Source organism: Streptomyces sp. NPDC050439, from assembly GCF_040655335.1.
Lineage (GTDB): Bacteria > Actinomycetota > Actinomycetes > Streptomycetales > Streptomycetaceae > Streptomyces.
Genome location: NZ_JBFAJT010000001.1, coordinates 304,568 through 317,553 on the forward strand (window position 1 = coordinate 304,568; position 12,986 = coordinate 317,553).

The following is a 12,986-nucleotide window of genomic DNA, read 5'->3' on the forward strand; positions in this document are numbered from 1 at the left end:
CATGTGTGGCATCGCAGGCACATACCGGTGGCCGGGCGGGAAGGTCGTGGCCGACCGGCTCACCGACACCCTCGCCCACCGCGGTCCGGACGGGGCCGGCCGCTACAGCCACTCCGTCAGTGACGGCGAAGTGCACCTCGGGCACCGCCGGTTGGCCATCATCGACCTGTCCGAGACCGGCGCCCAGCCGATGGTCTCGGACGGCCTGTCCCTCACGTACAACGGCGAGCTCTACAACGCACCGGAACTGCGGGCCGAGTTGACGGCTGCCGGAGTGCGCTTCCGCGGCACCTCCGACACCGAGGTGCTGCTGGAGGCCTGGCGGCGCTGGGGCACCGACTGTCTGCCCCGGTTACGCGGCATGTTCGCGTTCGGGATCTTCGACGAGCGCACCGGTGAGCTGGTGCTCGCCCGTGACCAGCTCGGCATCAAGCCGCTGTTCCTGCTCCGGCGCGGCGAGGGTCTGGTGTTCGCCTCCGAGCTCAAGGCGCTCGCCGCCGTGACCGGCGGTTCCCTCGAGGTGGACCACGCGGCGCTGGTGGCATCCCTGCTCTACTACTGGGTGCCGGACTCGCGCTGCGCGTTCCGCGAGGCGGAGAAGCTGCCGCCGGGGAGCTGGCTGCGGATCCGGCCCGACGGCCGGGTGGAGCGCGGCCGGTACTGGCATCTGAAGGACGTAGCCGCCGAGGGCCGGGAGCGCGCCCGCAGCGGTGAGCAGCCCGATCTGGCCGCCATCGTCGAGGAGTCGACCCGGCGCCACCTGCTGTCCGACGTCCCCGTGGCGACCTTTCTCTCCGGCGGCCTCGACTCCAGCTACCTGACCGCGCTCGCCGCCCGCGACCGGCCCGGGATCTCCGCGTACACCATCGGGTTCCGCGCGGAGGACGCCAAGTTCGAGGCGATGCCGGACGACCTGCGCTATGCCCGGCAGGTGGCCGAGCAGTTCGGCGTCGACCTGCACGAGATCGAGATCGCCCCGAACGTCCTCGATCTGCTGCCGCAGATGACCTACCACCTGGACGAGCCGATCGGCGACCCGGCGGCGATCAACACTTTCCTGATCTGCTCGGCCGCCCGGGAGGCCGGGGTCAAGGTGATGCTCTCGGGGATGGGCGCCGACGAGCTGTTCGCCGGATACCGCAAGCATCTGGCCAACCTGCTCGCGCTGCGCTACCAGCGCGTCCCGCGGCCCCTGCGGCGTGGCCTGTCGGCGGCGGTGGACCGGATGCCGGTCGCCTCGGCCCGCCGGGGCTACCGGTCGGTGCGCTTCGCCAAGCGGTTCCTGTCCTTCGCCGATCTGCCGGAGGAGACCGCCTTCCGGCGCAGCTACACCATGTACGACCAGGACGAACTGCTCGCCCTGGTCGACCCGGACCTGGCCGGGACGGTTCAGGACGTGGTGACCGAACATGCGGACATCTACCAGGACAACGACCTGGACGACTTCGTCAATCGCATGTGCCTGGGTGACGCCCGGATGTTCCTGCCGGGCCTGAACCTCGCCTACACCGACCGGTCGAGCATGGCCGCCTCGACCGAGGTACGGGTGCCGTACGTGGACGTGGAGGTGGTCAAGGCGGCGTTCGCCGTGCCCGGTGATCGCAAGATCGTCGGCCGGCAGGGCAAGGCCGTCCTCAAGGAGGCGGCCACCTCCGTCCTCCCCCGGGAGATCGTGTATCGGCCCAAGGGCCTGTTCAGCGCGCCGCTGCGCGCCTGGATGAGCCGGGATCTGGCCCCGCTGGTGCGCGAGGTGGTGCACGACGGTGTGCTCGTCAACTCCGGTCTCCTGCGCCGCGACGCGCTGGCGCGGATGGTCGCCGAGGACGCCGCGGGGCAGCGGGACTTCTCCAAGCATCTGTGGCATGTGCTGACCCTCGAGTACTGGTATCGCGGCGCGACCTCTGGCTCCGGCCAGAGCCAAGCGGCCTGACGGCGTTGAACGCAGAAATAAGAGGAGCTCGGGTGAAACAGGTCGTTCAGAACTACAAGAGTGGCGAACTGACGCTGCTCGACGTGCCGGTGCCGGGTTGCAAGCCCGGCGGCGTGCTGGTGCGGAGCGCCTACTCGCTGATCTCCACCGGGACCGAGCTCATGAAGGTGTCCGAGGCCGGCATGTCGATGGTGGGCAAGGCCCGCTCCCGGCCGGACCAGGTGGCCAAGGTCATGCAGAGCGTGGCCACCAACGGGGTGCCCGCCACCTACCGCAAGGTGATGGGCAAGCTGGACTCCTACACGCCGCTGGGCTACTCGCTGTGCGGGGTGGTCGAGCAGGTCGGCGCCGGGATCGACGACGTGAAGGTCGGTGACCTCGTCGCCTGCGCCGGCAACGAGCACGCGCTGCACGCCGAGCTGAACTGGGTGCCCAAGAACCTCTACACCCCGGTGCCCGACGGCCTCGCGCCGCGGCACGCGGCCTTCGGCACCGTCGGGTCCATCGCGATGCAGGGCGTCCGCCAGGGCGAGCCGCAGCTCGGCGAGGTGGCCCTGGTCATCGGCCTCGGTCTCATCGGACAGCTGGTGGTGCAGCTTCTCACCGCGTCGGGAGTCCGCGTCGTCGGCGTCGACCCCGACCCGGTGCGCTGCGAGCTCGCCGAGCGCGTGGGGGCCGCGGCCTGCGGCGATCCGTCCTCCGCGGCCGTGGAGACCGCCGTGGCCGAGCTGACCGGCGGGCACGGCGTGGACCAGGTGTACCTGGCAGCAGGCGGTGCCAGCAATCAGCCCGTCGAGCTGGCCGCCCGGCTCTGCCGGGACCGTGGCCGGGTCGTCGACATCGGCAAGTGCCGCCTCGACCTGCCGTGGAACGCCTACTACGAGAAGGAGCTCGACGTCCGGTTCTCCCGCTCCTACGGCCCCGGGCGCTACGACCCGGAGTACGAGCTGGAGGGGCGCGACTACCCGATCGGCTATGTGCGCTGGACCGAGCGCCGCAACCTGGCGTGCTTCCTGGATCTCGTCGCCCGCGGCCGCGTCGACGTGGAGCCCCTGATCTCCCACATAGCCGACTTCGACGACGCCGTCGAGACGTACCAGAGCCTGAAGGACGGCGACCTGAAGGCCGTGGCCGTGCTGTTCCGCTACCCCGGCGACACGGAACCCACGGCGGAAGCAGTCGCCCCGTCGGTGGCCGTGCCCGCGGTGCAGCGGACCGGTGGCCGTGTGTCCGCTCCGGGGCGGGGCGCCACGACGCCGGTGCGTCTCGCGTTCGTCGGCGCGGGCAACTACGCGACGTCGATGCTGCTGCCGCACCTGGCCCAGCGCGACGGCGTACGGCTGTCGACGGTCGTCACCACGACGGCGCTGTCCGGGGCCAACGCGCAGCGGAAGTTCGGCTTCGCCGAGGCGACCACCGATCTCGACGCGGTGCTCGGGGACAAGTCCATCGACGCGGTGTTCGTGGTCACCCGGCACAGCTCGCACGCCGAACTGACCCGCAAGGCGCTGCTTGCCGGCAAGGCCGTGTTCGTGGAGAAGCCGCTGGCCTTGACCGAGGACGAGCTCGCCGGCGTCCTCGCGGCGGTGGAGGAGTCCGGCAACGACCGGCTGCAGGTGGGCTTCAACCGGCGCTTCGCGCCGCTGCTGCAGGAGGCCAGGAAGCGGTTCGGCGCCCGGACCGGTCCGGCGAACCTGCGCTATCTGGTCAACGCCGGCCGCCTCGGGCACGGCAGTTGGTACCTCCAGCAGGGCACCGAGGGCTCGCGGTTCATCGGCGAGGGCGGACACTTCATCGACACGACCAGCTGGCTACTCGGGGCCGACCCGGAGTCGGTGTACACGGTCGCCTCGTCCGGCAACGACGACCTGCAGGTCGTGCTGCGTTACCCGGACGGGTCCACCGCCACCATCAGCTACGTCACCACCGGCCCGTCCGGTTTCCCCAAGGAGACGCTGGACCTCGTCGCCGACGGGCGGGCGTTGCGGCTCGACGACTTCGTCCGCGCCTCGGTGTACTTCGACGGCGCGGCCGGGCGCAAGCGGTGGGTCAGTTCGCGGCTGCCCAAGGCCCGGGACAAGGGCCAGGAAGCCCAACTGGCCTCGTTCGTCAAGGCCGTGCGGTCCGGCGGGCCGATGCCGGTGCCGCTGGAGTCCCTCGTCGCCACCACGGCCGCCACCCTCGCCGTGCCGGCCGGCCTGGCCGGCGGCGCGCCGGTGATGTTGGCGAGGGCGTGATGACCACGAGCGCGGGCTGGTACCTGCGGCGGCTCTCCCGGATGGGGCCGCGGGAGGTCGGCGGCCGGGTGAGCGACACGGTGCGCAGGCGGCGCTGGCGTTCGGCGCGGCCCACCTGCCCGCGGGTGACCGGCGCCCGGTTCACCGCGGTGCTGCCCGCGGGGACGACCGGCGCCGTGCCGCCGGACGCCGCGAAACGTCTCGTCGCCGAGGCGGACCGGCTGATGGCCGGGCACGTCGAGTACTTCGGCGTGGTCCGCGACGACCTGGCCGACCCCGACTGGTGGTACGACCCGAAGACCGGCCGCCGGGCTCCGTGGGGCTACGCCTTCGACGTGCCCTACCGCAACGAAGACGCGGTCGGCGACATCAAGCAGATCTGGGAGCTGTCCCGGCATCAGTACCTCACCGTGCTGGCCGCCGCCTACGCGGTCACCGGGGACGAGCGGTACGCCGAGCGCGTGGCCGAGCACCTGCGGTCGTGGTGGGCGGCCAACCCACCGCTGCGCGGCGTGCACTGGATCAGCGGCATCGAGCTGGGCATCCGGCTGCTCTCCTGGGTGTGGGTGCGCAGGCTGCTCGACGGGTGGCCGGGGGCCGCCGGTCTCTTCGAGGGCAACCCGGTGGCGCTGAACCAGATCTGGCACCACCAGCGCTGGCTGGCCGCCTTCCCCAGCCGGGGATCGTCGGCGAACAACCACATCATCGCCGAGGCCGCCGGGCAGTTCGCCGCGGCCTGCGCCTTCGCCTGGTTCCCCTCCTCGGCGCGGTGGCGGGACGACGCGCTGCGGTCGCTGGAGCGACACCTGCGCGCCAACACCTACCACTCCGGCCTCAACCGGGAGCTGGCCACCGAGTATCACGGCCTTGTCCTGGAACTGGGCCTGGCCGCGGTGGCCGAGGCGGATGCCGCCTGCGTGCCGGTCCCCGCGACCGTCCGCCTGGTGCTGCTGCGGATGACCGACGCGCTCGCGGCGATCGTGGACAACCGGCTGCGTCCACCGCGCCAAGGGGACGCGGACGACGGGCACGGGCTGGTCGTGGACGGCGCGGGCACCGACCGCTGGGCCTCGCTGCTCGCCACCGGGGACGCCGTGTTCGGACGGCTCCCCTGGTGGCCTTCGGTGAGCGGCAGCGATGTGCGCACCCCGCTGCTCGCCGCGCTGATCCGGCCGTACGCGAAGGAGGGAAGCTCAACGGAGGGACGTGCGAAGGAGGGACGTGCGAAGGAGGGAACCTCATCGGCCGTGTCCCGCCCCGCGAGCAGGCCCGGCCATTTCGCCGACGCGGGCATGACCATCCTGCGCGGCCCGGAGGAGATCTGGTGCCGCTGCGACGGCGGCCCGCACGGCTTCTTGTCGATCGCCGCGCACGCCCACGCGGACGCGCTGTCCGTGGAGGTCCGCCATGACGGCGTCGACGTGCTCGCCGACCCGGGGACGTTCTGCTACCACGGGCAGCCCGAGTGGCGGCAGTACTTCCGCTCGACCCTCGGCCACAACACCCTGCAGTTGGACGGCGCCGACCAGTCCGTCTCCGGCGGCCCGTTCCTCTGGACCCGGCACGCTCGCACCCGCGTCCTGGCCGCGGACGTCACGGACACCTCCGACGAGGGTGTGACCCGCTGGAGTGCCGAACATGACGGCTACGGGCGCTCCACACATCGCCGCCGGGTGGAACTCGACGCCGCCGCCCACGAGCTGCGGGTGGTCGACGAAGTACGCGGCCCGCGCCGGGCCGCGGTACGGCTGGCGTTCCACCTCGGCCCGGCGATCGCCGCGGACCTGGTGGGGAACTGGGCGGTGCTGACCTGGACCCACGAGGGCGAGGACCGCTTCGCGGTGCTCGACCTGCCCGAGCAACTGTCATGGCGCGCGCATCACGGCGAGAGCCACCCGCCGCTTGGCTGGTACTCCGCCGGATTCGGGCGCAAGGAACCCGCCACGACACTGATCGGCACCGGCTTCGCCGACGGCACACAGGGGTTCACGACCGTGCTCAGGTTCCGGGGCTAGGGGGAGAGAGGGCTGTGGGGATGAAGTGGCGGAACTGGGCGTTACCGGCAGCGGCCCTTGCCGTGCTGGTGGCGACCGGCTGCGACAGCTCGCCTGACGACCGTACGGAGCAGACCTCCGCGCCGGCCAAGTCCGGCGCCCGAGCCGTGGCCAAGGTGTGCGCCGAGCCCCCGGCCGGGCCGACGAAGGCACCGGCGGGCGCGGTGACGGTCGACCCCAAGGTGCTCAACGACCTGGCCGCGAAGACCAAGAGCAGCCCCGCGGGCACCACGTTCTGGCTTCGGCCGGGCAAGCACACACTCGAACCGGACCGCCACGCCCAGGTCATCCCCAAGAAGGGGAACCGTTACCTCGGCGCGCCGGGCGCGGTGCTCGACGGCCGGAAGAAGAATCAGTACGCGTTCGGCGGCGACGCCCGTGACGTCACCATCGGCCACCTGACCGTGCAGGGTTTCGTCGCGCCGCACGACCAGGGCGTGGTCAACCATGACTCGGCCGACGGGTGGGTGATCGAGCACTCGAGGATCCAGCACAACTCCGGCGCCGGTCTGATGGCCGGCGCCCGTCAGCAGGTCCGCGCCAACTGCCTGCGCGAGAACGGCCAGTACGGCATGAACGCCTACAAGGGCACCGGCCCGCTGCGCGATCTGGTGGTGGAGGGCAACGAGATCGTGGGCAACAACACCGGCGACTGGGAGAAGCGGCGGGAGGGCTGCGGCTGCACCGGGGGCGTCAAGTTCTGGGCCGTCGACGGCGCCGACATCCGAGGCAACTGGGTGCACGACAACCGCGGAACCGGTCTGTGGGCGGACACCAACAACAACGACTTCCGCATCGAGAACAACGTCCTCGAGGCCAACGACGGTGCCGCGCTCATCTATGAGACCAGCTACAACGCGGTCATCCGGAAGAACACCATGCGGCGCAACAACTGGGTCGAGGGCCGCAGAGAGGCCTCCGGCGGCGACAAGTTCCCCTTCGCCACCCTCTACCTGTCCGAGTCCGGCGGCGAACCACGCGTCCGGGCCCGCACGGACAAGATCGAGGTCTACCGGAACCTGATGGAGGACAACTGGTCCGGCATCACCCTGTGGGAGAACGCCGACCGGTTCTGCAACAGCCCCGCCAACACCTCGTCCGGTGACTGCACGTTGCTGGAGAAGAACACCGACCGCTGCGCACAGCCGAAGATCGCCACCAAGCCGCTCTACGCCGACTGCCGGTGGAAGACCCAGCGGGTGGACATCCACACCAACCGGTTCGTGCTGAACAAGTCCGTCGTCAAGTGCACGGCGATGTGCGACCGCATGGCGGTCCTGGCCAACTACGGCACCTATCCGAAGTGGTCGCCGTACAAGGGCGACCGGGTCGCCGACGCGATCACCCACAAGCAGGGCAACCGCTGGCGCGACAACGTCTACATCGGGCCGTGGAAGTTCGTCGCCCACGACCCGAGCCAGGTGCTCGACTTCGGGCAGTGGCAGAACACGCCGTACGAGCAGGACGTGAGCAGCACCCTCCGTGTACGCGTACGGGACGGTGATTGAGATGAGCCAGGACCTGCGGCGTGACGGGCTGCCGGGCGAGACGGACACGGCGGGCGCGCGGCCCGGCGTCGAACCGCGCTCCGCCACGCCGAAGCTCGTCGGGACCGTCTGGGGACTGCTGATCCTCAACACGCTCGGCTCCGCCGGGGCGGATACCGTCATCCCGCTGCCCCGTTCCCTCATCCAGCTGGTCACCATGGGCGCGCTGGTCCTCGCGTTCGCGCTGGCGCTCGCGCTCAATCTGCGGTTGCGCATCCACGCCAGCGCCTTCCTGCTGCTGCTCACCCTGCTGCTCGTGCCGAGCGTGATCTCCAGCCTGCAACTGGTGTCCGGGTTCGGCGCGCTGTTCCGCTGCACCCGCTTCGCTCTCTTCATCGGCACACTGTGGCTGCTCAGCCGCTGGTGGGACGGCAGCGAGACGTTCGTACGGCACCACATCCGCATCTACTTCGCGGTGCTCGGGTCGGTCATCGCCGGCGCGGTCATCTCTCCGGGCGCGGCCATGCCCGACGTGTACGGAGGCCGGCTCGTCGGAGCGCTGTGGCCGCTCACGCCGCCACAGATCGGCCAGTACGCCGCGGTGATCATCGGGCTCACCGTGCTGCTTCTCCTGGGGCGCCGCACCGACCGGGTCAGCGCGGCGGTCGTCATCGTGCCCTCGCTCGTCCTGCTCGCGCTGACCCACACCCGGACGGCCACGCTCGGCATGCTCATCGGGCTTGCCCTCGCGATCGGTTCGCTCGTCCTGACCAGCGCCGCCGCCCGCCGGTTCTTCACCTGGGCGGTGGTCATCAGCACGGTGGCCGCGGTGGGGTTCGCTCCCCTGCTGCGGGCGTGGTTCCTGCGCGGACAGAGCCAGGAGTACCTCACCAGCCTGACCGGGCGGGCCAAGGTCTGGGACGCCCTCCTCGCCGCGCCCCGCACGACGGCGGAGAAGCTGTTCGGCATGGGCCTGGGCGACAAGTCGTTCGGCGGGCTGCCGATCGACAACAGCTGGCTGGCCGTCTACCACGAGCAGGGCTGGACCGGCATCACCCTCGTGGCGGCGCTCCTCGTCATCCTCGGCGGCGTCGCGTTGCTGCGGCCGCCGTCCCTCGCGAGGGCCTGCGCGATCTTCCTCATCAGCTACTGCGCGATCGCGTCGTACACCGAGGCCGGTCTGGGTGATGCCTCGCCGTACCTGCTGCATCTGGCCCTGGCCGCCTCGCTCCTGGCGACACCTGCCCCGGCCACACCCGTAGCGAAGCCCGCAGTACCCCGACGACGTATCCCGCGCTGGGCCCAGGATCGGAGGCGACTGTGAGCATGCACGTCCTCGTGGTGCACAACCGCTACTCCTCGGCCCAGCCGAGCGGCGAGAACAACGTCGTCGACCAGGAGACGGCCCTACTGCGCGCGGCAGGCCACCGGGTCGAGGTGTTCGAGCGGCGCAGCGACTCCATCGGCGCCAAGTCACTCCCCGCCAAAGCCGCGGTGCCGCTGCTCGTGCCGTGGAACCCGTCGGTCCGCACGGAGCTCGCCGCCCGCCTTCGCGCCACCCGCCCCGACGTGGTGCACGTCCACAACGTCTTCCCGCTCCTGTCGCCCGCGGTCATCGCCGCCTGCGCCGACGCCGACGTGCCCGTCGTGGCCACACTGCACAACTACACCCAGATCTGCCCGCCCGGCACACTGCAGCGCGACGGCAGGCCGTGCACCGAGTGCGTCGGGGGGACGCCGCTGCCCGCCGTCCGGCACGGCTGCTACCGCGACTCCCGCCTTGCGACGGTGCCGCTCGCGGTCAGCCTGGTCGTCAACCGGCGGCGCTGGTGGTCCGGCGTGGACCGGTTCTTCTGCATCTCCGCGGCGCAGCGCGACGTCCTCGTACGGGCCGGCATGCCGGCCGAGCGGCTCGCGGTGAAGCACAACTTCGTGCCCGACCCGGAGGCCCGCCGCTCGGGCGCCGGCGAGCACGTGCTGTACCTCGGCCGCCTCGCGGAAACCAAGGGCGTGCGGCTGCTCATGGCCGCGTGGGACGAGATCGCCGCGGCCGGTGGGGTGGGCGTGCCGCTCGTCATCGCCGGCACGGGGCCGCTTCAGGACGAGGTGACCGCCTGGGCTGCGGGCCGCGACGACGTGCGCTACGTCGGCCTGTACGACCCGGACCAGTGCCGGCAGGCCATCGCACGTTCGGTGGCCGTGGTGGCTCCCTCGACGTGGCTCGAGGCGTTCGGCCTGGTCGTCGTGGAGGCGATGGCGGCGGGGGTCCCGATGGTCGCCGCCGGTCACGGCGCTTTCGTCGAACTCGTGGAGGACGGGGTGACCGGGCTGCTCCACCGACCCGGTGAGGCCGGCTCACTCGCGTCCTGTCTGAGCCGGATCACGGCCGATCCGGCGCGGAACCAGGAGATGGGCCAGGCGGGCCGACACCGATACGAGCAGGGCTTCAGCCCGGCCGTCGGTCTCGAACGCCTGGTGGAGGGGTACCGCACCGCGATCGCGGGGCGGTCAGCACTGACTCGCGGCGGGGGCACCGCCGCGAGCAGAAATGGGGGGAAGTAGATGTCTCGATGCCGACTCTGCGGCTCGGACGCGATGGCAAGCGTCGTCGATCTGGGGGCGACTCCGCCGTGCGAGAGTTTCCTCGCCGCGGACCAGTTGGAACAGGCTGAACCGGCGTATCCGCTGCACCTGCGGGTCTGCACCGACTGCTGGCTCGCGCAGATCCCGCCGCTGATCACGCCGGAGGACACGTTCAGCGAGTACGCGTACTTCTCGTCCTTCTCGACCTCCTGGGTGGAGCACGCGCGTACGTTCGTCGCCGACGCCGTCCAGCGGGTGGGGCTCGACGCCGAAGGCTCCAAAGGCTCGGATGCTTTCGTGGTCGAGGTCGCGAGCAACGACGGGTATCTGCTGAAGCACGTGGTGGACCGGGGGATCCGCTGCCTGGGCATCGAGCCGTCGGTGAACGTCGGCGCCGCGGCGCGCGACGCGGGTGTGCCCACGCTCACGGAGTTCCTCAGCCCGGAGACCGGCGCGGCCGTCCGCGCCGAACACGGCCCGGCGGACCTGGTCGTGGCCAACAACGTGTACGCGCACATCCCCGACGTGGTCGGGTTCACCGAGGGTCTGCGCGCCTTGGTCGCCGACGACGGCTGGGTCTCCATCGAGGTGCAGCACCTGCTGACCCTGATCGAGGAGAACCAGTACGACACGATCTACCACGAGCACTTCCAGTACTACACGGTCGCGTCCGCGATCCGTGCCCTGGCCAGCGGCGGACTCACCCTGGTGGACGTCGAGTTGCTGCCCACGCACGGTGGCTCCATCCGGCTGTGGGCCCGCCCCGCCGAGGCGGCCGGCGAACCGTCCCAGGCGGTGGCCGAGGTGCTCGACCGGGAGAAGGCGGCAGGGCTGCAGGATCTCTCCGGGTACACGGAGTTCTCCGCCCGGGTGGCCAAGGTGCGCCGGGATCTCCTGAAGTTCCTCATCACGGCGGCCGAGGAGGGCAAGACGGTCGTCGGCTACGGTGCCCCCGGCAAGGGCAACACCCTGCTCAACCACTGCGGCATCCGGCCCGACCTGCTCGCCTACACGGTCGACCGCAACCCGTACAAGCACGGCAGGTACACCCCGGGCACCCGTGTCCCGATCCTGCCGCCCGAGCAGATAGCCGCCGACAAGCCCGACTACGTCCTCGTCCTCCCGTGGAACCTGCGGGCCGAGCTGGTCGAGCAGCTGTCCTACGTGCACGACTGGGGCGGGCGCCTTGTCTTTCCCATTCCGGAACTGAGCATCGTCGAGGGCGTGTCGGGGGGCACAGCATGAAGGTCGTACTGTTCTGCGGCGGTTATGGAATGCGCATGCGCAGCGGCGCCGACGACGACGTGCCCAAGCCGATGGCGATGGTCGGCCCACGGCCGCTGATCTGGCATGTCATGCGCTACTACGCGCACTTCGGGCACACGGAGTTCATCCTGTGCCTGGGATACGGCGCCCACCACATCAAGAACTTCTTCCTCAACTACGAGGAGACGACGTCCAACGACTTCGTGCTGCGGGGCGGACGCACGGAGCTGCTCTCCACCGATATCTCGGACTGGACGATCACGTTCGCGCAGACCGGCATCGAGTCCCCGATCGGGGAACGGCTGCGCCGGGTGCGCCACCACCTGAACGGCGACGAGATGTTCCTCGCCAACTACGCCGACGTGCTCACCGACGCCCCGCTGCCGGAGATGATCGACCGGTTCGCGCAGCGTGACGCGGGCGCGTCGATGATGGTGGTGCCGCCGCAGTCCTCCTTCCACTGCGTGGAACTGGGCGCGGACGGCCTGGTGGGAGGCATCACCCCGGTGAGCGAACTGCCGATGTGGGAGAACGGCGGCTACTTCGTGCTCCGCCAGGAGGTCTTCGACCACATACCGGAGAACGGCGACCTCGTCGCCGACGGATGCTCCCAACTGGCCAAGCAGGGACGCCTTGTCGCGCACCAGCACCGCGGATTCTGGAAGCCGACCGACACCGTCAAGGAGCGGGCCGCCCTCGACGACGCCTACGCCCGGGGCGACCGGCCGTGGGCCGTGTGGGAGCGGGACAGCGCCGGAGTGAGCGCGTGATCCGGCTCGGATCCGGGCGCCTGGACCGGATCGTCGCGGTGGGCGCACACTGCGACGACATCGCCATCGGCGCGGGCGGCACGCTGCTCGCGCTGTGCCGGGCACGGCCGGGTGTCCGCGTCGACGCCCTTGTGCTCACCGGCGGTGGCAGCGCACGGGAGCAGGAGGAACAGGCCGCGCTCGCCGCGTTCTGTCCGGGCGCCGATCTGCGCCTGACCGTGCTCAAGCTGGCGGACGGCCGGCTGCCCGCGCAGTGGGACGAGGCCAAGGCGGCCGTCGAGGAACTGCGTGAGCGCACCGAGCCGGATCTCGTCCTGGCCCCGCGCACCGACGACGCACATCAGGACCACCGCGGTCTGGCCCAGCTCATGACCACCGCGTTCCGCGACCACCTCGTGCTGTCCTACGAGATCGTCAAGTGGGACGGCGACCTCGGCCGGATGACGGCGTACCAGCCGCTGTCACCGGAGATTGCCGAACAGAAGGTGCGGCTGCTGCAGGAGCACTACCCCTCGCAGCGGCACCGGCCCTGGTACGACCGGGAGGCCTTCCTCGGCCTCGCACGGATCCGGGGCATCGAATGCCACGCGCGGTACGCCGAGGCGTTCGCCGTCACCAAGCTCACGCTCGATCTCAGCACTTTCGACCAGGGGGAATGA

The 12,986-nt window shown here is 70.8% G+C and carries 9 protein-coding genes; all 9 read left to right on the forward strand.

Annotated elements, in window-relative coordinates; translation table 11 throughout:
• The first annotated feature begins 1 nt into the window (after window position 1).
• From asnB to AB0I66_RS01535, 9 genes are read left to right on the forward strand one after another with little or no spacing between them, the layout of a single operon-like run.
• Entirely contained in the window at window positions 2–1,930 is a 1,929-nt protein-coding gene (gene asnB / locus AB0I66_RS01495) for an asparagine synthase (glutamine-hydrolyzing) (RefSeq protein WP_363205630.1), read from the forward strand.
• Window positions 1,931–1,962: 32 nt separating this feature from the next.
• Window positions 1,963–4,167, forward strand: coding sequence for a bi-domain-containing oxidoreductase (locus tag AB0I66_RS01500; RefSeq protein WP_363205631.1), 2,205 nt, complete (start codon window positions 1,963–1,965; stop codon window positions 4,165–4,167).
• Complete coding sequence (locus tag AB0I66_RS01505) at window positions 4,167–6,182, forward strand: alginate lyase family protein (RefSeq protein WP_363205632.1); 2,016 nt, start codon at window positions 4,167–4,169, stop codon at window positions 6,180–6,182. The genes AB0I66_RS01500 and AB0I66_RS01505 overlap by 1 nt, the downstream gene beginning before the upstream one ends.
• A 14-nt stretch (window positions 6,183–6,196) precedes the next feature.
• The gene (locus tag AB0I66_RS01510; protein WP_363205633.1) at window positions 6,197–7,729 is read left to right on the forward strand and encodes a right-handed parallel beta-helix repeat-containing protein; all 1,533 of its coding nucleotides are present in this window, start codon (window positions 6,197–6,199) and stop codon (window positions 7,727–7,729) included.
• Window position 7,730: 1 nt separating this feature from the next.
• On the forward strand, window positions 7,731–9,032 hold the full coding sequence (locus AB0I66_RS01515) for an O-antigen ligase domain-containing protein (RefSeq protein ID WP_363205634.1): 1,302 nt from the start codon (window positions 7,731–7,733) through the stop codon (window positions 9,030–9,032).
• Window positions 9,033–9,034: 2 nt separating this feature from the next.
• Window positions 9,035–10,270, forward strand: coding sequence for a glycosyltransferase family 4 protein (locus tag AB0I66_RS01520; protein WP_363206642.1), 1,236 nt, complete (start codon window positions 9,035–9,037; stop codon window positions 10,268–10,270).
• Window positions 10,271–11,536, forward strand: a complete 1,266-nt coding sequence (locus AB0I66_RS01525) for a class I SAM-dependent methyltransferase (protein ID WP_363205635.1) — start codon at window positions 10,271–10,273, stop codon at window positions 11,534–11,536.
• Window positions 11,533–12,327 (forward strand): glucose-1-phosphate cytidylyltransferase, encoded by a 795-nt coding sequence (locus AB0I66_RS01530; protein ID WP_363205636.1) that lies wholly within the window; start codon window positions 11,533–11,535, stop codon window positions 12,325–12,327. Before AB0I66_RS01525 ends, AB0I66_RS01530 begins: the two co-directional genes overlap by 4 nt.
• Window positions 12,324–12,986 (forward strand): PIG-L deacetylase family protein, encoded by a 663-nt coding sequence (locus AB0I66_RS01535; protein ID WP_363205637.1) that lies wholly within the window; start codon window positions 12,324–12,326, stop codon window positions 12,984–12,986. Before AB0I66_RS01530 ends, AB0I66_RS01535 begins: the two co-directional genes overlap by 4 nt.

What these genes read in the sequence shown, in the direction of transcription:
- AB0I66_RS01530 (WP_363205636.1), top strand. Translation starts at nt 11,533, where the DNA reads ATGAAGGTCGTACTGTTCTGCGGCGGTTATGGAATGCGCATGCGCAGC.
- AB0I66_RS01520 (WP_363206642.1), top strand. Translation starts at nt 9,035, where the DNA reads ATGCACGTCCTCGTGGTGCACAACCGCTACTCCTCGGCCCAGCCGAGC.
- AB0I66_RS01515 (WP_363205634.1), top strand. Translation starts at nt 7,731, where the DNA reads ATGAGCCAGGACCTGCGGCGTGACGGGCTGCCGGGCGAGACGGACACG.
- AB0I66_RS01525 (WP_363205635.1), top strand. Translation starts at nt 10,271, where the DNA reads ATGTCTCGATGCCGACTCTGCGGCTCGGACGCGATGGCAAGCGTCGTC.
- asnB (WP_363205630.1), top strand. Translation starts at nt 2, where the DNA reads ATGTGTGGCATCGCAGGCACATACCGGTGGCCGGGCGGGAAGGTCGTG.
- AB0I66_RS01505 (WP_363205632.1), top strand. Translation starts at nt 4,167, where the DNA reads ATGACCACGAGCGCGGGCTGGTACCTGCGGCGGCTCTCCCGGATGGGG.